This is a genomic window from Halomonas sp. GXIMD04776 (assembly GCF_049808615.1).
GTDB lineage: Bacteria > Pseudomonadota > Gammaproteobacteria > Pseudomonadales > Halomonadaceae > Modicisalibacter.
In genome coordinates this window covers 26,400-45,110 of record NZ_JBNCAN010000020.1, presented here as the reverse complement: position 1 = coordinate 45,110, position 18,711 = coordinate 26,400, and the positions used below count along the sequence as shown (strand labels likewise).

Below are 18,711 nucleotides of genomic sequence, written 5' to 3'. Positions count from 1 at the left end.
ACCGAGTCACCGTTCAGACGTGATAGATATCGATGACCTGATGGATATTGTCGTTGTTGAGCTGCACGGTCTTCTTTTCGATCAGTGGCGTCTCGCCGGACACATCCAGGGTGTAGAAGGAGATACCGAAGTAGTCGATCGTCTCCTGATAGCGATAGCTCAGGTTGTGCCAGTTGAAGCGCAGCTCCACCTTGTCGCCCTGCTGACTCAGTACCTCCAGGTTGCTGATCATGTGAGTCGTGCGCGGTTCGGGAAGGCTCGTGGCACCGGAACGCTCGGTCTTGATGCGATAGACTCGATCCTCCAGCCCCTCGCGGTTGGGGTAGTAGATCAGCGAGACATCGTTCTGCGGATCCGTGACCAGGGTGTCATCATCGTCCCAGGTCGGCATCCAGAACACCGCATTCTTGCTGTAACAGGTCAGCCACTCGTCCCACTCGCGGTCGTCCAGCAGCCGCGCCTCGCGGTGGATGAAGGCCTGAATATCGAGAAAGTTCATACTCATGTGGTGCACTCCCATTCTTGTGTCGTGGTGACGTTCAAGCACTCTCGGCGGCGATGTACTGGCTGCGCTCCTTGTCGATGGCGCGCAGCATCTCCTCGATCCAGTGCTTGTGGTGCAACACGTACAAGCCTTCGTCTTCCGGCGCCGCACCACTCATCAACGGTTTCATCTCGATGGCACGGGCGTTGTCGTCGGCTCCCTCGATCCACTGCTTGGCACCTCGCGACAGATCATTCCATTCCATTGCCCGGGCCTCGTAGCCTTTCTGACAGGCGCGAAACTCTTCCATGTCGTCCGGTGTGCCCATGCCGCTGGCGTTGAAGAAATCCTCGTACTGGCGGATGCGCAGCGCACGGTTTTCCGCGGACTCGCCCTTGGGCGCGAAGCAGTAGATGGTGACTTCGCTCTTGGTCACCGAAATCGGGCGGATCACGCGGATCTGAGTGGAGAACTGATCCATCAGATAGACGTTGGGATACAGGCACAGATTGCGCGTCTGATTGACGATGGAGTCGGCGCGGGCCTCACCCAGGCGCTCGGTGATCTCGTCCTGACGGGTATAGACCGGACGCACTTCCGGGTTGAGCAGCCGCGTCCACAGCATCATGTGGCCGTTCTCGTAGGAGTAGAAACCGCCGATGCTCTTCGACCAGCCGTCGGCATCCACGGCCTTGGTGCCGCCGGCATCGTAGTTGCGACGGCTCATGGTGGAGGCGTAGTTCCAGTGCACAGAGCTTACGTGATAGCCATCGGCGCCAATTTCCGCGCCCAGCTTCCAGTTGCCCTCGAAGGTATAGGTCGAGGCACCCCGCAGGATCTCGAGACCTTCCGGCGCCTGATCGACGATGTTGTCGATGATCTTGGTGGTCTCACCAAGATGTTCATCGAGCGGCAGCACGTCATCGCTCAGGCTGCCGAACAGGAAGCCGCGATAGTTCTCGAAGCGCGGCAGCTTCTTAAGATCGTGAGAGCCATCCTTCTTGAAACCATCCGGATAGGCCCCGGTCTTTTCGTTCTTGGCCTTGAGCAGTTTGCCATCGTTCTTGAACGACCAACCGTGGAACGGGCAGGTGAAGGTGCCCTTGTTACCCCGCCTCTTGCGACACAGCGTGGCGCCACGGTGGCTGCAGGTATTGAGCATTGCATGCAGCTCGCCCTGCTTGTCCCGGGTGATGACCACCGGCTGGCGCCCCATGGTCAAGGTATAGAAGTCGCCTGGTTCCGGAATCTGGCTCTCATGGGCCAGAAACAGCCAGTTACCTTCGAAGACGTGCTTCATTTCCAGCTCAAAGAAGTCCGGTTCGGTGAACATGCTGCGATGGCAGCGAAAGATACCGTTCTCCGGGTCGTCGACGACGGCGCCGCGAACACGCTTTTCAAGATGATCGAGTCGTTGTGTTGTCATGTTGGTACTCCTCTTTCTCAAGCTTCGGATCGGATCAGACTTCGCCTTCCAGCGCACGGGCACGCTTGTGACGCTGCTGCAGTTCGGGGTCCTCGGTCGCCGGCAGCACCACGTCGAACACCACCTCGGTGAAGGGACCCTCGAGTTCACGCTGCTTAACTTCTGCGGGATCTTCGATGCGTCTGCCCGCCACCACCAGCTCCTCTCGCGTGGCAAAAGCGAAGTCATCGAAGGTGTAGGGGTCGCCGGCCAGGTTGATCTGGGTGGTCAGGTGGCGATAGCCCGGGGCAGAGAAGAAGAAGTGAATATGCGCCGGGCGCTGACCGTGACGGCCGAGCAGATCGAGCACTTGCTGGGTAGGGCTATCCGGCGGGCAGCCATAGCCGGAAGGAATGATGCTGCGCGCCCGGTAGCGGCCTTCGCTATCGGCGATGATAGTGCGACGCAGGTGGTAGTCGGACTGGGACGGGTCAAAGAAGGAGTAGTTGCCCTTCGCGTCCGCGTGCCAGATCTCCACCTGGGCACCGGCAATCGGCTTGCCTGCGGTATCGCGTACCTGCCCGGTCAGCCACATGACCTCGGAGTCGTTGTCACTGCCGTCGTCCATGCGTGCGAACCCCTCGGACACCGGCGCACCGGCGACATACAGCGGGCCCTCGATGGTGCGTGGCGTGGTGCCTTCGATCGCGGCTTGCGCTTCCGCGGCGTCCATGCGCATGTCCAGATAGTGATCGAAGCCCAGTCCCGGGGCCAGAAGACCGCCCTGCTTGGCGCCGCCGAGTTCATTGAACAGATTGACCGCCGACCAGAACTCATCCGGAGAGACGTCGAAATCATCGATCAGCCGGTACACATCGGAGAGCAATCGATGCAGGATCTGCTTGGCGCGATCGCTGCCACCGTCCTTGTCGAAGCCACTGACGACGTTCAGAAAGTTCTGGACCTCGGGGGTATCGTAAATCTTCACGTTCATGCTGGTGTCCTCATCGTTGTGATTGTTCTGCCATGGCAGGTCTAGCGGTCGTCCTCGCGGATCGACGATGGATGGCGACACAGCGGCTTGACGCTGATCTCCATGTAAGGGAACAGGGGCAGGTTGCTGATCAGGCCCTGCAGTTCGGCGTTGTCCTCGACGTCGAAGATGCTGACGTTGGCGTAGCTCCCGGCGACCCGCCACAGGTGCCGCCACTTGCCCTGGCGTTGCAGTTCCTGGGAGTAAGCCTTCTCCTTCGCCTTGATCTCGTTGGCCTGCTCGGCCGGCATGGCAGGCGGCAGCTTGACGGTCATTTCCACCTGAAACAGCATGGTCTTCTCCTCTTCGAGGGTTTTGCTCGATGGCGCACGTCGTCGATTACTTGCGTGCGTAATGAGCGAGTTTGTCTTCGTCCAGGCTGATGCCCAGCCCGGGCCCTTTCGGTAGCTCGACGCCGAAGTCGCGATAGCTCAGCGATTCGGTCACGATGTCGTCCTTGAGCAGCAAGGGGGCGAACATCTCGGTGCCCCAGGCCATTTCGGGAAGCGTCGCCCAGGCGTGCAGCGCGGCGGCGCTGCCGATACTGCCCTCCAGCAAGGTGCCGCCGTAGAGACCGAGGCCCGCGGCCTGGGCCAGGCTGGCCAATTCCAGCGCTCCGCGCGGACCGCCGGATTTGGCGATCTTCAGGGCGAAGGCACCGCTGAAGCCGCCGCCGATCAGATCGAGACCGTCGCGAACATCCTGCACCGCCTCATCGGCCAGCATGGGGACGTCGAAGCGATTGGCTAGACGGATCAGGCCGGCCTGATCGCGGGCGGGTGTGGGCTGCTCGATGAGCTCGATGCCTGCCTCCTGTAGCGCCTTGATGCCACGCACCGCGGTAGCCTCGTCCCAGGCTTGATTAACGTCGACTCGGATACCGGCACGCTCACCAAGAGCCGCCTTGATCGCCGCCACATGACGCACATCCTCGTCCACCGGGTTGGCGCCAATCTTGAGTTTGAAATTGCAATGGCGGCGAGTCTCGAGATGCTGAAAGGCCTCGTCGATATCCTTCTGGGTATCGCCGCTGGCCAGCACCCACAGCACCGGCAAGTACTCGTGGCGCGCTCCACCCAACAGCTCCGCTACACAAAGATTCAGGCGCTTGCCCTGCGCATCCAGCAGCGCGGTTTCCAGCGCCGACTTGGCGATGGCGTTGCCGCGAACATGGCGATTCAAGCGAGCACGCAGGGCATTGAGGTTGCTCGAAGGCTGGCCGATCAACAGTGGTGCCAGATAGGTATCGATGTTGAGCTTGATGCTCTCGGGGCTTTCCGGTCCGTAACTCAAGCCGCCGATAGTGGTCCCTTCGCCCAGCCCCTCGATGCCATCGGAGTGGCGCATGCGCACGATCACCAAGGTCTGACAGGCCATGGTGGCCACCGACAGCTTGTGGGGCCGGATGGTCGGCAGGTCGACCAGTAAAGTCTCGATGGATTCGATTAGCGGGGTCATGAGGCGCATCCAGTTCCAGGATCAAAGAAGATAGGAAGAGCTTGACCCCATCCAGGCAAGGCAACCAATATCGTTTGGGTGCCCTGTCATACCCTGGAGGTATCGTGGAACTACGTCATCTGCGCTATTTCTGTGCCGTGGCCGAGGAGTTGAACCTCACCCGCGCGGCCGAGCGGCTGCACATGGCGCAACCGCCGCTGACCCGCCAGATCAAGCACCTGGAGACCCATCTGGGAGCGCCTCTGTTTCAACGCCATTCCCGGGGACTGGTGCTCACGCCGGCGGGCCAGTTCTTTTACGAGCACGCCCTGCAGATCCTTGAAAAGATTGACGTCACCGTGACATCCACGCGGCACATGGCACGCAGTAAGCACCGGACATTCGGCATCGGCTTCGTGCCATCGGTGTTCTACGGGCAGTTGCCCCTACTAGTACGGGGATTACGACAAAAGGATGATCTTGAACTAACTTTGTCAGAGTTGATCACGGTACAGCAGGTTCAGGCGCTCAAGGCGGGGCGTATCGACATGGGGTTCGGGCGGCTACTGATTGACGATCCAGAGGTGGAGCAGGAGGTGTTATTCGAAGAGCCGATGATGGTGGCTCTTCCGGCCGGACACCCCTTGGAAAATACGCGCCCGACACTGGCGCAATTGGCGACGGACCCGCTGATCCTGTTCCCGGCCAAACCCCGGCCCAGTCTGGCAGACATGGTACTGGGACTGTTTCGCCGACATGGACTCAAGGTACAGGTGGCTCAGGAGGCCAACGAACTGCAAACCGCACTCGGCCTGGTGATCTCGGGATTGGGGATCACTTTGGTGCCCGAGCAGGTCAGCCGCCTCAAGCGTGACGGCATCGTCTATGCCTACCTGGCGGATAGCGGCATTACCACACCGATCATCTGCAGTCGACGCAAGGGCGAAGTGCCCTCCGAGATCATGCTGGCGGCCAATAAGATCCTGAATGTGCTGGTGGAGAATCGGCGCAGCGGACGATACCCATGAAGTATCGTTTTATTAGACATGATGGAATCTTGTAGTATCACCAAAGCAGTCTCTTATTGGTTACATAGCAAGCCGCTTCTAACACCGAATATGGCGCCATAATTCCCTCTACATCACTGATTCAAAATGATTCTCGCTCGTTAGAATGAATTAGCTTTTGCTGTGAGACATTTCCGTCCATGGCCAGGAGCGTTCAAACGAATAGCTGCAAGGGTCATTAGAATGAAATTGAAAATCAGCGCTCTGCTTATTGCGGGTCTCGTTTCCGGCACCGCCTATGCGGATATCGGCGATGCCGGGACCAGCTATGCCGGTCTTCAGTATGCCAAGGCCAGTTACGAAGCAGATTACGACATAGAAGCAGATCCGAGTGTTCTCGTGGGACGTTTCGGCCATTATCTGACCGACTATTTCTCCGTCGAGGGGCGCGTTGGGTTGGGGCTTTCCGACGATAACGTGTCAGTCGATGGTTCCAATACCGATGCAACGGTGGAAATCGACCACCTGTTCGGCGCCTACGCGGTCGGCCATCTTCCGGTGACGGATGTGGCGTCGATCTATGCGCTGGCGGGGTTTACTCAGGGCGAGGCCACCGCAGAGTATGGCAGTTTCTCCAAAAGCGACGATGACGGCGGGTTCTCCTTCGGCGTCGGCGGCGAGGTCAACTTCTTCTCACCACGCTTCTCGGGAACCCTCGAGTACATGTCCTACCTGGACAAGTCCGACTACGAAGTCAGTGCCATCAGCGCCGGCGTGAACTACCAATTCTAACCTATCCTTGGGGAGCCCATGACCGGCTCCCCTTCTCTTCTAGCTCATCACTGTCTTCATGAGCCATCGGGCAGTCACCGAACCATGCTCGAGGGATTCATGCATTCCATTACTCCTCGCCTTTACAATGAGCTTCTGTCCAAGCCATGCTGGAATCACTATCAGGAGCGATAGTGCTACCACTACTCGGATAAGGAGTTCATTGCATGACCAAACGTTTAGCGTGTCTCGCTGGACTGATCGCCGCCGTTGCTCTGGTGCCCGTTAGTTCGGCATCGAGCATGGACAGCGTCAAGGATAAAGCGGGCAGTCTCATGTCTGGCGGTTCATCCGGAGGCGGTGGCTCCTTGTTGAGTTCGCTTTCTTCGGGCTCTTTCGATCTTGGTAGCATGAGCAATGTGGCGGGCGTGCTCGGCTACTGTCAGGAACAGGGCTACAGCAAGAGCGCGACCCAAACCGTCAAGGAAAAGCTGATGGGCAAACTCGGGGGGCAGCAGGAAGCCTCTCAGGACGAGGGGTACCAGCAAGGCATGAAAGGTATCCTCAAAGGGCAGGAAGAAGGCAAGAGCTTCGACCTGAGCGGAATCAAGGATCAAGTCGGGGAAAAGGTCTGCGGCACCATTGCCGATAAAGCAATGTCTTCGTTTCTTGGCGGCTAATGATATCTCTCCCCCTTTCAGCACGGCGTCCACGGGCGCCGTCGTCCTCTTGATGAAGATCTCACCGAGATTACTGATAGAGCCTGAGCCCCACCTTGGAGACCTTGTTGCCTTCCATGGCACTGACGACCCAGTGAATGCCGTGCCAACCGACATCATCGCCGACCACAGGGTGCCCTCCGACGCGCAGCGAGATGAACTCGCCTAGCGTCATATCCTGCTCGCCGGGGCTCAGGGTCAGACCGTAAGCACTCGCCACCTCGCTCATGAGGGCGGCCCCGTCAAGAGTAAAGGTGCCGAAGAAGGCCCGCTCGCGCTTCAAACGCGCATCACCATTGAAAAGCCGATTGAGCGCCGGAAGATCCTCGCTGCGCCCGATGACACAGATCACATCATCGAGTTTCAAAAGCGTGTTGCCTTTGGGATGCAGCATGACATGCTGACGAAACAGCGCCGAGATCAGCGCCCCGGAGGGAAATCGCAGCAGGCGGATCGGCACGTCTTCAAGCGCCTCGTTGTTCACCTCGTAAACGAACATCTCGAAGTCATTTTCGGGCAATACACCCAAGGGCCCTCGACGGCTGGGTTCGGTGCTGGTCGGCACTTCGGTCTTGGTCCAGCGCGCCATCAGTGACAACGTCGTGCCCTGGATCAACAGCGACATCAGCACCACGAAAAACGCCAAGTTGAAATAGAGTATCGAATTCTCCACCCCGCCGACCACGGGGAAGATAGCGAGGACGATCGGCACTGCACCCCGCAACCCGACCCAGGATATGAAAGCGACCTCACGCCAACGAAAATTGAAAAACGGCTTGATGACCAGTATCACCGCCAATGGGCGCGCGATGAAAATGAGCACCAGAGCGAGCAGTGCTCCAGGGGCGCCATACCCCACCATCTCACTTGGCGACACCAGCAGGCCAAGCACCAGGAAAAGTCCAATCTGGCTCAGCCAGGCCAAGCCATCGTGTACCGGCAGGATGAAATTGATATGTCGCCCCGGCTGGTTGCCGATCATCAACCCCGCGAGGTAAATCGCCAGAAAACCGCTCCCCCCAAGGGCACTGGTAATACCAAAGACACAAAAGCCCAGGGCAAGCGCCAGCAAGGAATAGAGCCCCGGCGCCAGATCCATCCATCTCAGCAAGCGTCCCGACAGCCAGCCGACACCCACGCCAATCACCAACCCCAGACCAAACTGCTTGGTGAACATCAGCAATGTCTCGAGAGGCCCGCCGATATCCCCCACCAGAATCTCGACCAGAGTGATGGTCAAGAATATCGCCATCGGGTCGTTGGTACCGGATTCGATCTCGAGTGTCGCCCCGACGCGCTCGTTGAGATTGACCCCCTGTCCGCGCAGCATCGAAAAAACCGCCGCCGCATCCGTGGAACCTACTATCGCCCCCACCAGCAAGCCTTCAACGAGACTCAGCTCGAAGAACCACATTGAAAAGACCCCGACCACGGCACTGGTGATGAAAACACCAAAAGTCGCTAGAGACAGCGCCGGCTTGAGGCCGACGCGAAAGGTCTTCATGCGCGTGCGCAGCCCGCCGTCGAGAAGAATCATGGCCAGCGCCAGGTGCCCGATGATGAAGGCCAGGGAGTAGCTATCGAACTGAATGCCCAGAATACCGTCTTCACCGGCAAGCATTCCCACCGCAAGAAAAATGAGCAGGAGAGGTAAACCGAACAGTGACGATAGACGACTGGCCAGTACACTAAGGGCAATCAGCGAACCGGCGAAGATGAAGAGAGTATTGATACTATCCATAGTGGCAACACGAAAAATGGGGGATTAAGTATGCCATATCGACACACTGATAACGCATTTCGTGCCTTAAATTGGGTGACGCAAGGGATTGAAAGCATTGAGCCTATCATTGCCTGCTCTGGGCATGTCTGAGCCCCGCGGTTAAACTGTCGAGTGTTCGGACGCAGTCCTGGGATGCCATAAACGGATGAGAACGCCATGATCCTGAAACTGCGTCGCAGACTGGCCGTCGTGTCGGTGCTGCTGCTCGCGATTGCCGCTATTACCATTGTGAAGGTGCAAAGCAGCGATGCTGTCGTGGTTCGCGCGTCAGCGATCAAGGCTGCCGTGGCATTACACGCACAGTCCGGTAACGGTCTCTCCGCGGCTCTTGATCCAGCACTGGCCCAAGAACAGCCGCCCGTCACCGATAAGGCCCCGGAACCACTGATACCGCCGCCTTCGAGGCAACTGCGAGTAGTGCTCGATTGGTATCCAACGCCCTATCACGCCCCCTTGATCGTGGCGCGGGAGCGCGACCTATTCGATCGGGAAGGATTGGATGTCTCGCTGATCACCCCTGCCGACCCGAGCGTATCGCCCAAGTTGGTCGCCGCTCAACGGGCCGAGCTGGCATTGACCTCTCAGCCACAACTTCACTTTCTGGTCGAGCAGGGCCTTCCCCTGGTCCGCGTGGGCACCTTGGTTCCCGCCCCCCTGGCGACCTTATTGACGCGCCAGGACGGAGGCATCGAACGCTTGGCACAGTTGAAAGGCAAGACGATCGGCTACGTCCATGCAAATCTAGCCCACATGTGGCTGGACGCACTGTTGCGGGATCAGCCTATCGGTCCAGAGGATATAACACTGCGCCATATCGATTTCGCGCTGATATCGGCGCTGGTCGACGGCGAGGTCGATGCGGTCATCGGGACGATGCGTCATGTGAGCAAGCAGCAACTGGCCCAGCAGGGCGTCGAGGCCACCGAGTTCATGGTTGAAGAGAGCGACCTAGCGACCTATGACGAGCTGATCCTGGTAGCCAATCGCGATGTGCTGAACCAACATCGCCGCGATATCGCCGGTTTTCTCGATGCGGTGGAAAAGGCAACCCTATGGCTCATCAATCACCCCGACCAGGGCTGGGAGCTGCTACGACGTGCAGAACCGGGGCTCGATACGCTGGCCAACGCTCGCGCCTGGCCCAATGTGCTGCGCTATCTCGCGTTGCGCCCCATCGCCCTGCAACAACAGCGTTATCAGCGTCTTGAAACCTATTTACTGCGCCGCGGTCTGATCGAGACAGCAGCGCCTGTCGAACGTCTCGCGACGGATATTGGTAATGAACTGCCCCAGGACAACCGTACTGCTGCTAAGAATTTTTAAGGACTTCACTTCCCTCTCATGAATGATCGCCCTCTCGTTTTCATCGACCTGGAAACCACCGGCACCCGCACTACCCGAGACCGAATTACTGAAATCGCCGCCCTGCGGGTGATCGACGGACAGGTCATCGAACGCTTCATCACCCTGGTAAACCCGCAGACGGATATTCCCAGGCATATACAGCAGATCACCGGTATCGATGATGCCATGGTGACAGACGCCCCCGTCTTCGAGGAGCTGGCAAACGAACTATTCTCCTGGCTCGATACTGACGCGCTGGTGGCACACAACGCCCGCTTCGATTACGGTTTTCTGCGCAACGAATTCAAGCGTGCCGGCCTGGATTACAGCACTAATGTAATCTGCACGCTCAAGCTGTCGCGACGCCTGGCACCTCAGCAGCGTCATCATAATCTCGATGCACTGCTTGCCCGCCACGGTCTGAGCGACTTTGATCGTCATCGCGCGGAGGGCGATGCCCGAGCCATGCTGGCACTCTGGCAGCGCTGGCACCGTCAGCACGATGAAGAACAGCTCGAGACAATGATTCGCGCCCAGTTGCGACAATCCAGCCTGCCGGCGCACCTGGATCCTGCCCGCCTGCAATCTCTACCCGAACGACCCGGCGTATATCTGTTCCACGGCGAGAATCGCGCCATTTTATACGTGGGCAAGAGTGTCAATCTGCGCGCTCGGGTACTCAGCCACTTCAACAGCGATCATCGCAACGACCGGGAAATGCGCCTGAGTCAGCAGATTCACGATCTTGAGTGGCATGAGACAGCGGGAGATCTGGGCGCTCAATTACTCGAGGCGCAACTGATCAAGGAACTGATGCCGGTCCATAATCGGCAATTACGCCGTCAAAGCCGGCTGGTGAGTTGGCATTGGCCGGAAGATGAGCTGTCGCCTTCTCTGGTCGATGGCGACAACCTCGATCTTTCCCGGGAATTGACTCTCTATGGTCTGTTCCGCACCCGTCGTGATGCACGTAATGCACTGGGCCAGATTGCCGAGGAGTACCGTCTATGCCCCCAGGTACTCGGCCTGACCACCGGGCGGGGTCGCTGTTTCGCACAGCAACTGGGGCGTTGCGCCGGCGCCTGCTGCGGCAAGGAAACCTTGGAGGCTCATGCCCGCCGAGCCCAAGAGGCACTCGAACGCCTCAGAGTACAGCAGTGGGCCTGGCCGGGCCGCGTCGCCTTCGGCGAAACCGCCCAGGACGGTACGCGGGTCTGGCATATCGTCGATCACTGGTGCTACTTGGGCAGCCTGGAACATCTCGGTGAAACCGATCTCGCCTCACTGACCACACAGAAAGCGCGCTTCGATGTGGATACCTACAAGATTCTCAACCGTTTTCTGGCTCGCCAGCCGGAGCAACTCGAGATTCGACCGTTACTGGTTTGATGGCTTCGCTCGCCAGGACATCAAGAGGAGCGACGTTCGAGAAACCCATTCACCGCCTGCTGAAACGCCTCCGGTGCCTCGGCGTGCAGCCAGTGCCCGGCGTCCAACGTCTCGATTTCGGCCTCGGGCAAGACTTCCTTCAATTGAGGGACGAACTTATCGCTGACGTAGTCGGAATGAGCTCCACGCAGCACCAATGTCGGACCTTCATAAGCCCCCTCACCCGCCGGCACAGCCATGATATCCTCATAGGCGGCTTCGATTTCGTCGAGGCCGATCCGCAAGCGCATCACACCGTCGTCGTCGCGTACCAGGTTGGTGGCCAGGAACATGCGCACCGCCGGTGTCTCCACTGCATCGGCCATCAATCCATCGGCTTCCTTGCGGGAGGTGGGCTCACCTTCCACAACCCGGTGAAGGGCGGCAAAGACACTGTCGTGATCGTGGCCGTAGGCGACGGGAGCGATATCCGCAACGATCAACGAGGTCAGGCGTTCGGGCGCCAGGCGGGCCACGGTGATTGCCACTTTGCCCCCCATTGAGTGACCCAGCAGATCGCAGCGTTCGATCTCGAGCGCGTCGAGCAGAGCGATCACATCCCGGGCCATCGCGGGATAGTTCATTTCTTCGGCATGAGGCGAGCGCCCATGGTTGCGTAAATCCACGGTGATGACCCGGCGCTGTTGCTGCCACTTCTTGACATGAGAGCGCCAGTTGTCGGCACTGCCGAACAGGCCGTGTAGTACGACCAATGGCACGCCATCCCTGTCGCTGCTGTCCTGCTCGTTGTTGTCTTGCCTATTGCTATCCTGATAGTGGAGTTCGACCGAATCGCTCATGGTGTCTTCCTTTTCAACCCTTATGCTTAAATGCCTTCCGGTGACGGCCTTGCCCCCCAGCGTAGCAGGCACCGGCTCAACCATCCCAGCAGCAAGCCGTACATGGGCAAGAACAGTGTCAGCGAGACGGTCAATTTGACCGCGTAATCGACCCAGGCGATTTCTACCCAATGGCTGGCCATGAAGGCATCTGGCCCTTGATGAAAGGCAATGGCGAAAAATGCAAAGGTATCCGCCAGATTACCGAGTATCGTCGAAAGCGCCGGCGCTACCCACCAGCGGGCACTGCGTCGCAGTCGATCGAACACCTGAATATCGAGTAACTGACCAATCACGTAAGCCATGAAACTGGCCAGCGCGATACGTGCAACGAACAGATTGAAGTCGCCGAGAGCGTCAAGACTACGGAACTCCCCTTTCTCGAACATGACGGACAATACATAGGAAACCACCAGTGCCGGCAGCATGACCCGGGCGATGATCACCCGCGCCGGCCCTTTGCCAAAGAGCCTGACGGTAAGATCCGTGGCCAGGAAGATGAACGGGAAACTGAACGCGCCCCAGGTGGTGTGCAAGCCCGCGATCGTAAACGGCAGCTGCACCAGATAATTGCTCGCGGCGATCACGAGAATATGAAACGCCACCAGCGCTATCAGGCAGCGGCGTTTTTGCCCTTCGGACAACAACAGCATCGAGAAGTCCTTTTTGTACCGCCGAGGGGTGAGGGAACCCTCGTGCATCGATGGGAATGATTCGAGCGGTGCATGGTACCCACAAATCGGGCCCGCTAAAAGCGGGCCCTATGCAGCAGTTCAAAACAGCTGCTTAAACTTGCCGTGACTGGTGCGCCGCCCCCACTTCCCGATCCACCATATGTTCATGTACCTCCTGAAGACTGGTGGGATCATCGATGGTGGAGGGCATGCCGAACTCCTTGCCATCGGCAATGGTACGCAGGAGTTTGCGCAGTATCTTGCCGGAACGCGTCTTGGGCAGCCGCGATACCACCAGCACCTGCTTCAAGGAAGCCACGGGACCGATCTGCGCGCGAACCAGTGCGATCAACTCCTTTTCAAGGGTGTCTGTATCGCCATCGAAGCCATCCTTGGGTATTACCAATCCGAGAGGCACCTGCCCTTTCAGATCGTCGAGAATGCCGATCACGGCACATTCCGCCACCGCCGAATGCGAACCCAGCACCTCTTCCATCTCACCGGTGGACAGACGATGGCCCGCCACGTTGATGACATCATCGGTACGTCCCATGATGAACAGATAGCCGTCCTCGTCGAAGTAGCCCCCGTCGCCAGTCAGGTAACAGTCGGGGAATGTCGCCATGTAGGCCTGATGAAATCGCTTGGGATTGCGCCAGATACCCGTAAGACACCCTGGTGGCATGGGCTGACGTATGACGATACTACCCTGCTCATAATCCGTGGCGGGCTCCCCCTGACGATTGAGCACCTGCACATTGTAGCCAGGCACCGGCACCGTCGCGGAACCGGGCTTGACCGGCATGGGCTCGAGTCCTTGCAGGTTGGCGGCGATGGCCCAGCCGGTTTCGGTCTGCCACCAATGATCGATCACCGGTACGTCGAGCAGGTCATCAAGCCAGTGAAAGGTCGGGGGGTCCAGACGTTCCCCGGCCAGGAACAACGTCTTGAGACAGGAAATATCGTATTTTTCCAACCACTTGCCATCCGGGTCCTCTTTCTTGACGGCGCGAAACGCGGTCGGCGCAGTAAAGAATGCCTTTACACGATACTCGGAAATGAGTCGCCAGAACGCCCCCGCATCCGGGGTGCGCACCGGCTTGCCTTCATAAACGACGGTGGTGCATCCCAGAATCAAGGGCGCATAGACAATGTAGGAATGCCCTACCACCCAGCCAACATCCGAGGCCGAAAAGAACACCTCCCCCGGCGCCATTCCGTAGACACGCTCCATGGAATAGTGCAGTGCCACCGCATAGCCGCCATGATCGCGCACCACGCCCTTGGGCTTACCGGTCGTACCCGAGGTGTAGAGGATGTAGAGAGGATCGGTACCCTTGACCGGCACGCAGTCCGCAGGCGCAGCGTTTTCCACCAACGTCTGCCAGTCGTGATCGATATCGCCCAGATCGGCCTGGGCCTGCTCACGCTGCAGAATCACACATGCCGATGGCTTATAAGCACTACTGGCGATTGCCTTGTCGACGATCGGCTTGTAAGGCAGGACCGTATCGATTTCAATGCCACAGGAAGCAGCCACCACCACCTTGGGTTCGGCGTCCTCGATGCGCATTGCCAATTCATGAGGCGCAAAGCCGCCGAACACTACCGAATGAATTGCCCCCAGGCGTGCGCAGGCATACATCGCCACCAGCGCCTCGGGCACCATGGGCATGTAGATGACCACGCGATCGCCCTTTTCCACACCCAGGCCTGCCAAGGCACCGGCGAAGGTCGCTACCTGATCGCGCAATTCACGGTAACTCAGTTGTCGTTGCTGACCGGACACCGGCGAATCCCAAAAGATCGCCGGCTGGTCGCCACGACCGTTCTCGACGTGATGATCCAATGCCACATGGCAGATATTCAGCTCGCCGTCGTCATACCAGCGCGCATGATGTTGTTCATCGTAACTAAGGATGGTCTGCGGCGACGTGAACCAGGATATGCGCTGGGCTTGTTCTGCCCAGAACGCTTCGGGGTGCTGAATCGATTGCTGAAACTCGGTCTGGTAGGTATGCATGAAAAACCCGCCTCGTTAGGGAATACGCCAAAGGGTCAACGCTAGGGCTCAACAGCGGCATCGCTTCTCAAACCGCCGATTGTTGACACTTTAGGCGATGTCGTAGCGCTTTCCACTCATACCATCGGCTAATCTCGGACAAAAAAGCACAATAAATGAGTCTTCAGAGCCAAAACCGCAATCACATTGTCGACAATGAATGTACTGGAGCGCCACCAGGCCCATTACCGCACGATGATTTATCGTTAAATATCCGTTTGGACAAGTATCCCGGAGTTATTCAAGACTTACTAAATGAGGATATAAACGAAGTAGCCGGCGCCAGCCGAACGAGCGCCGAATGGGGTTCCCGCCACCACCGCAAGACGCAAAGGAGAATTACAATGAGCACTCGTCAAGCTGCGGCACAGCTACTCGAAAAAGGTGATGGCATCGTCGCCGACGCCACCAACCTTCTCAAGGCCATGGCCAACGAAAATCGTCTGCGCATACTGTGCCTGCTTGACGAGACGGAGCTATCCGTTTCGGAACTGAATTCTCGCCTGGCCTTGAGTCAATCCGCCCTGTCCCAGCATCTGGCCATCTTGCGGCGCGAGGGACTGGTCACTACACGGCGCTCATCCCAGACGATCTACTACTCGCTGCAAGGTCAAGAGGCACGTACCGTGGTGGACACTCTCGCCAAGCTTTATGCCTGACAGGTCTTAACACCGGGTCTCAATCGAAGCAAGGCTCAACGCCGCTGCCAGCCGCCCGCTTCGAGCACTTCATACACACGCTGCACTGCGTGCTCGAGCCCCATTGAAACAGCCAACCCAGCACGCTCCGCCAGCCCGCGCTTTTTCTCCAATGCAAGCGTCATCACGCGAGCATGGGCCATGCGCTCGAGGAGATAGGCTTCGCTAGTACCCAGGTCGTCGATCAGGCCGTTCTTCACCGCCTCGCTGCCATACCATATCTCGCCGGTAGCCACGGCCTCGATATCGAGCTCGGGACGCCGTTCACTGACATAACGCTTGAAAAGTTCGTGGGTATTTTCCAAGTCATCAAGGAACTTTTCCCGGCCTTCTTCAGTGTTTTCCCCCAGCACCGTCAAGGTGCGCTTGTAACGCCCGGCGGTCAGCAATTCGACATCGATATCGTTTTTCTTGAGTAGACGATGAATATTGGGTAGCTGCGCCACCACCCCGATGGAACCGATCACGGCGAAGGGCGCTGCCCGCAAGCGATCCGCACAGCAGGCCATGAGATAGCCACCGCTGGCCGCGACCTTATCGATACACACCGTGGTGGTCACCTTTGCCTCGCGCAGACGATCGAATTGCGCCGCCGCAAGACCGTAGGCGTGGACCAGCCCACCGGGCGACTCGAGGCGCAGGACTACCTCGTCATCCTCGTTGATCACGCCTAGCAAGGCGGAGATCTCCTCGCCGAAGCGCGTGGTGGCCGATGCCTTGATATCCCCTTTGAAATCCAGCACCCAGACCGTTGGCTTCCGCTGCTCGCTTTCACTGCTTTCAGGGGCGCGGGCTTCGTGCTTGTCATCTTTCTTGAAACGCTTCAGGGCCATCTTGCGCCGCTTGCGATTCATGCCGGTCAGGCGCAGGCGACGCTGTCGGGAACGCAGACGTTTGTTGAGTTCCTCGACTCGGAGCCGGCTATGTTCCTCATGCCCTCGAGCTTTGCCCGCCAATGCAATCAAGATCACAATGATCAGAGCCAGAGTGATCACCTGCGCCAAAAACATGCCGTATTCCGCCAGCCATTCGCTCACTTGGACCTCTCTTCATCATTTTCGTAGTGTCGAGTTCATGGACATTTAGCAGCCAACCCTTGACGTGAACTGACTATTTGCCACACATTCGCCCTCCCTTCTCAACAGAATTCCAACCGCATGACAGGAGCCTCGATGACCAACCACAGCGCCACCCTAGAGCGTTTAAAAACCCGTTTCGATCCTCAGGCGGCCCAGGGCATGGACGATGTCTTCCAGTTCAATGTCAGTGATGCCGAGGATTATTATCTCCACGTTCAGGACGGCACGCTCGGTATACACTCCGGCGAACACGATGACCCTTCCGTGACTCTGGCGACCGACAGCACCACGCTCAAAGGCCTATTGAACGGCGAGATCGACGGCATGCACGCCTTCATGTCCGGGAAATTGAAAGCCACCGGCAACCTGATGCTGGCCACCAAGCTCAGCACGCTTTTTCCTCAGGAATAAGCCTTGAGATGCGCCTCGATCAGCGCTCGCGAGATCGAGTACGGCGGCGGCAGTTGCGGTAGCCGCCGCGGCGTATACCAGGCTGCATCGGCAATCTCGACGCCATCGATGCGAATACGTCGGGTCGCGGCCTCGGCGAAGAATCCGAGCATCAACGAGTGGGGAAATGGCCAGGGCTGGCTGCGGTAATAGCTAAGATTCCGCACCGTCAGACCGACCTCCTCGTAAATTTCACGATGTACCGCGTCTTCCGCCGTTTCACCCGGCTCTATGAATCCCGCCAGGGTCGAATAACGCCCGGGGGGGAAGCGTGGACTGCGAGCCAGCAACAGATCCTCGCCATGGGTCACCAGCGTGATGATACAAGGCGATATACGCGGATAGTTGCGATGCCCACAAGTTGGACACTGCATGGCGAATTCACCGCCCACTCGCTCTGCAGCCTGACCGCAGCGGCCACAGAAGCGATGATCCCGCTGCCAAGCCACGACCTGTAACGCCGTCGAAATCAAGGTGAACTTTGACTCCGGCAGACGGGCCAACCATTCTCTTGCCGCGGGCCATTGAAACGCTTCAGGCTCAAAATTGACCGCTGCCGGCTGCTCATTCCAGAAACCGATGGGCTGAGCGGTTTGCGGCCATTCATCGACGAATTCCAGCACATCGTCTTCACTGGCGGGCGCGATCGTGCTGCGCTCGCCGATGCGAATCAGCCAGCCCCCGCGCTGCTCCGCCGAGGGAAGATCACGCCGAAACATCAAGATTTCGCCGAGGTATCGAGGATGTGGCCAGCCTCGGATGCCTCCCAGGCCAAGGCGTCCCAGGCGCACTCCCCTGCGTTTTCACGAATGCGCGAAAGCTTGGCATGATGCGCCTCGAGCTCCGCCGGACTCGGCCTCGTCACCGTGAGCCTGGATCGTTCCGCGGACAGACGCTGAATGCCACTGATCCCCCCGCTGTTGGAGCCGGCCTGGGCATCGGCATCGAGTAGCAATGCCGTTTGGCCCCCGGTCATCGCCAGATACACATCGGCCAATATTTCCGCATCGAGCAACGCCCCATGCAGTACGCGGTGACCATTGTCTATCTCGTAACGCTTACACAGGGCATCCAGGCTGTTGCGCTGCCCCGGGTGCTTGTCCCGTGCGAGCTTGAGCGTATCGAGAATGGCACAGTGATCCGCTACCGGTCCCAATCGAGGCTCACCACGGCGGGCATTCAACAGGCCAAATTCATGATCGATGAAGCCCACATCGAACGCGGCATTGTGAATGACCAGTTCTGCCCCCTGAATGAAGGTCCAGAAGGCATCCGCCACCTCGGCAAACCGCGGTTCATCCGCCACGCGCTCGTTGGTGATGCCATGAATGCCGATGGCCTCGGCGTCGATTTCGCGCTCGGGATTGATGTACTGATGATAGGTATTGCCGGTCAAGCGGCGATTGACCATCTCGACGGCCCCAATCTCGATGAGGCGATGCCCCTCCTTGGGATCGATACCGGTGGTTTCGGTATCCAGAATGATCTGGCGCATGGA

The 18,711-nt window shown here is 58.5% G+C and carries 19 protein-coding genes; 7 read left to right on the top strand and 12 right to left on the bottom strand.

Annotated features, from left to right (window positions below; translation table 11 throughout):
* Nucleotides 1–13: 13 nt before the first annotated feature.
* From benB to ACPF7Z_RS13910, 5 genes are read right to left on the bottom strand one after another with little or no spacing between them, the layout of a single operon-like run.
* Nucleotides 14–505, bottom strand: coding sequence for a benzoate 1,2-dioxygenase small subunit (gene benB / locus ACPF7Z_RS13930; protein WP_425193851.1), 492 nt, complete (start codon nt 503–505; stop codon nt 14–16).
* 34 nt (nt 506–539) lie between these two features.
* Nucleotides 540–1,910, bottom strand: a complete 1,371-nt coding sequence (locus ACPF7Z_RS13925; RefSeq protein ID WP_425193850.1) for a Rieske 2Fe-2S domain-containing protein — start codon at nt 1,908–1,910, stop codon at nt 540–542.
* A gap of 34 nt (nt 1,911–1,944) precedes the next feature.
* Entirely contained in the window at nt 1,945–2,883 is a 939-nt protein-coding gene (gene catA / locus ACPF7Z_RS13920; RefSeq protein ID WP_425193849.1) for a catechol 1,2-dioxygenase, read from the bottom strand.
* A gap of 41 nt (nt 2,884–2,924) precedes the next feature.
* A complete protein-coding gene (gene catC / locus ACPF7Z_RS13915) occupies nt 2,925–3,215 on the bottom strand; it encodes a muconolactone Delta-isomerase (RefSeq protein WP_425193848.1) in 291 nt (96 codons plus the stop codon).
* A 46-nt stretch (nt 3,216–3,261) separates the two neighbouring features.
* Nucleotides 3,262–4,380 carry a muconate/chloromuconate family cycloisomerase gene (locus ACPF7Z_RS13910; protein ID WP_425193847.1) on the bottom strand — a complete coding sequence of 373 codons (1,119 nt, stop codon included), beginning with the start codon at nt 4,378–4,380 and terminating at the stop codon, nt 3,262–3,264.
* Between the two features lie 104 nt (nt 4,381–4,484).
* On the opposite strand from ACPF7Z_RS13910, the gene ACPF7Z_RS13905 reads away from it, so the two are divergent.
* The 3 genes from ACPF7Z_RS13905 (at nt 4,485) to ACPF7Z_RS13895 (ending at nt 6,817) form a co-directional block, all read left to right on the top strand.
* Nucleotides 4,485–5,387 carry a LysR family transcriptional regulator gene (locus ACPF7Z_RS13905; protein ID WP_425193846.1) on the top strand — a complete coding sequence of 301 codons (903 nt, stop codon included), beginning with the start codon at nt 4,485–4,487 and terminating at the stop codon, nt 5,385–5,387.
* A gap of 222 nt (nt 5,388–5,609) precedes the next feature.
* Nucleotides 5,610–6,158 carry a porin family protein gene (locus ACPF7Z_RS13900; RefSeq protein ID WP_425193845.1) on the top strand — a complete coding sequence of 183 codons (549 nt, stop codon included), beginning with the start codon at nt 5,610–5,612 and terminating at the stop codon, nt 6,156–6,158.
* Between the two features lie 206 nt (nt 6,159–6,364).
* Entirely contained in the window at nt 6,365–6,817 is a 453-nt protein-coding gene (locus tag ACPF7Z_RS13895; RefSeq protein WP_425193844.1) for a DUF2501 domain-containing protein, read from the top strand.
* Between the two features lie 70 nt (nt 6,818–6,887).
* Here the strand turns inward: ACPF7Z_RS13895 and ACPF7Z_RS13890 are convergent, their stop codons facing one another.
* Complete coding sequence (locus tag ACPF7Z_RS13890; protein ID WP_425193843.1) at nt 6,888–8,597, bottom strand: potassium/proton antiporter; 1,710 nt, start codon at nt 8,595–8,597, stop codon at nt 6,888–6,890.
* 198 nt (nt 8,598–8,795) lie between these two features.
* Between ACPF7Z_RS13890 and ACPF7Z_RS13885 the strand changes: the two genes are divergently transcribed.
* Complete coding sequence (locus ACPF7Z_RS13885; protein WP_425193842.1) at nt 8,796–9,962, top strand: ABC transporter substrate-binding protein; 1,167 nt, start codon at nt 8,796–8,798, stop codon at nt 9,960–9,962.
* Nucleotides 9,963–9,980: 18 nt separating this feature from the next.
* Complete coding sequence (locus ACPF7Z_RS13880) at nt 9,981–11,372, top strand: exonuclease domain-containing protein (RefSeq protein ID WP_425193841.1); 1,392 nt, start codon at nt 9,981–9,983, stop codon at nt 11,370–11,372.
* A 20-nt stretch (nt 11,373–11,392) separates the two neighbouring features.
* Here ACPF7Z_RS13880 and ACPF7Z_RS13875 read toward each other — a convergent pair whose 3' ends face one another.
* The 3 genes from ACPF7Z_RS13875 to ACPF7Z_RS13865 form a co-directional block, all read right to left on the bottom strand.
* Entirely contained in the window at nt 11,393–12,211 is an 819-nt protein-coding gene (locus tag ACPF7Z_RS13875) for an alpha/beta fold hydrolase (protein ID WP_425193840.1), read from the bottom strand.
* Nucleotides 12,212–12,237: 26 nt separating this feature from the next.
* Nucleotides 12,238–12,903 carry a 7-cyano-7-deazaguanine/7-aminomethyl-7-deazaguanine transporter gene (locus ACPF7Z_RS13870; protein ID WP_425193839.1) on the bottom strand — a complete coding sequence of 222 codons (666 nt, stop codon included), beginning with the start codon at nt 12,901–12,903 and terminating at the stop codon, nt 12,238–12,240.
* 133 nt (nt 12,904–13,036) lie between these two features.
* Nucleotides 13,037–14,947, bottom strand: coding sequence for a propionyl-CoA synthetase (locus ACPF7Z_RS13865; RefSeq protein ID WP_425193838.1), 1,911 nt, complete (start codon nt 14,945–14,947; stop codon nt 13,037–13,039).
* A gap of 383 nt (nt 14,948–15,330) precedes the next feature.
* Between ACPF7Z_RS13865 and ACPF7Z_RS13860 the strand changes: the two genes are divergently transcribed.
* A complete protein-coding gene (locus ACPF7Z_RS13860) occupies nt 15,331–15,645 on the top strand; it encodes an ArsR/SmtB family transcription factor (protein ID WP_425193837.1) in 315 nt (104 codons plus the stop codon).
* A gap of 35 nt (nt 15,646–15,680) precedes the next feature.
* On the opposite strand, the gene sohB is transcribed toward ACPF7Z_RS13860, so the two are convergent.
* A complete protein-coding gene (sohB, locus tag ACPF7Z_RS13855) occupies nt 15,681–16,721 on the bottom strand; it encodes a protease SohB (protein ID WP_425193836.1) in 1,041 nt (346 codons plus the stop codon).
* 135 nt (nt 16,722–16,856) lie between these two features.
* Here sohB and ACPF7Z_RS13850 point away from each other — a divergent pair, with 135 nt between their 5' ends.
* The gene (locus ACPF7Z_RS13850; protein ID WP_425193835.1) at nt 16,857–17,174 is read left to right on the top strand and encodes an SCP2 sterol-binding domain-containing protein; all 318 of its coding nucleotides are present in this window, start codon (nt 16,857–16,859) and stop codon (nt 17,172–17,174) included.
* On the opposite strand, the gene nudC is transcribed toward ACPF7Z_RS13850, so the two are convergent.
* On the bottom strand, nt 17,165–17,932 hold the full coding sequence (gene nudC, locus ACPF7Z_RS13845) for an NAD(+) diphosphatase (protein WP_425193908.1): 768 nt from the start codon (nt 17,930–17,932) through the stop codon (nt 17,165–17,167). The genes ACPF7Z_RS13850 and nudC overlap by 10 nt on opposite strands.
* Complete coding sequence (gene dnaQ, locus ACPF7Z_RS13840; RefSeq protein WP_425193834.1) at nt 17,932–18,708, bottom strand: DNA polymerase III subunit epsilon; 777 nt, start codon at nt 18,706–18,708, stop codon at nt 17,932–17,934. The genes nudC and dnaQ overlap by 1 nt, the downstream gene beginning before the upstream one ends.
* Nucleotides 18,709–18,711: the final 3 nt, after the last annotated feature.

Excerpts from the sequence above, each read along its gene's own strand:
- ACPF7Z_RS13925 (WP_425193850.1), bottom strand. The coding sequence starts at position 1,910 with ATGACAACACAACGACTCGATCATCTTGAAAAGCGTGTTCGCGGCGCC.
- ACPF7Z_RS13870 (WP_425193839.1), bottom strand. The coding sequence starts at position 12,903 with ATGCTGTTGTTGTCCGAAGGGCAAAAACGCCGCTGCCTGATAGCGCTG.
- catC (WP_425193848.1), bottom strand. The coding sequence starts at position 3,215 with ATGCTGTTTCAGGTGGAAATGACCGTCAAGCTGCCGCCTGCCATGCCG.
- catA (WP_425193849.1), bottom strand. The coding sequence starts at position 2,883 with ATGAACGTGAAGATTTACGATACCCCCGAGGTCCAGAACTTTCTGAAC.
- ACPF7Z_RS13890 (WP_425193843.1), bottom strand. The coding sequence starts at position 8,597 with ATGGATAGTATCAATACTCTCTTCATCTTCGCCGGTTCGCTGATTGCC.
- ACPF7Z_RS13895 (WP_425193844.1), top strand. The coding sequence starts at position 6,365 with ATGACCAAACGTTTAGCGTGTCTCGCTGGACTGATCGCCGCCGTTGCT.
- ACPF7Z_RS13880 (WP_425193841.1), top strand. The coding sequence starts at position 9,981 with ATGAATGATCGCCCTCTCGTTTTCATCGACCTGGAAACCACCGGCACC.
- dnaQ (WP_425193834.1), bottom strand. The coding sequence starts at position 18,708 with ATGCGCCAGATCATTCTGGATACCGAAACCACCGGTATCGATCCCAAG.
- ACPF7Z_RS13875 (WP_425193840.1), bottom strand. The coding sequence starts at position 12,211 with ATGAGCGATTCGGTCGAACTCCACTATCAGGATAGCAATAGGCAAGAC.
- ACPF7Z_RS13900 (WP_425193845.1), top strand. The coding sequence starts at position 5,610 with ATGAAATTGAAAATCAGCGCTCTGCTTATTGCGGGTCTCGTTTCCGGC.
- ACPF7Z_RS13865 (WP_425193838.1), bottom strand. The coding sequence starts at position 14,947 with ATGCATACCTACCAGACCGAGTTTCAGCAATCGATTCAGCACCCCGAA.
- ACPF7Z_RS13850 (WP_425193835.1), top strand. The coding sequence starts at position 16,857 with ATGACCAACCACAGCGCCACCCTAGAGCGTTTAAAAACCCGTTTCGAT.
- ACPF7Z_RS13885 (WP_425193842.1), top strand. The coding sequence starts at position 8,796 with ATGATCCTGAAACTGCGTCGCAGACTGGCCGTCGTGTCGGTGCTGCTG.
- benB (WP_425193851.1), bottom strand. The coding sequence starts at position 505 with ATGAGTATGAACTTTCTCGATATTCAGGCCTTCATCCACCGCGAGGCG.
- ACPF7Z_RS13910 (WP_425193847.1), bottom strand. The coding sequence starts at position 4,380 with ATGACCCCGCTAATCGAATCCATCGAGACTTTACTGGTCGACCTGCCG.
- ACPF7Z_RS13860 (WP_425193837.1), top strand. The coding sequence starts at position 15,331 with ATGAGCACTCGTCAAGCTGCGGCACAGCTACTCGAAAAAGGTGATGGC.
- nudC (WP_425193908.1), bottom strand. The coding sequence starts at position 17,932 with ATGTTTCGGCGTGATCTTCCCTCGGCGGAGCAGCGCGGGGGCTGGCTG.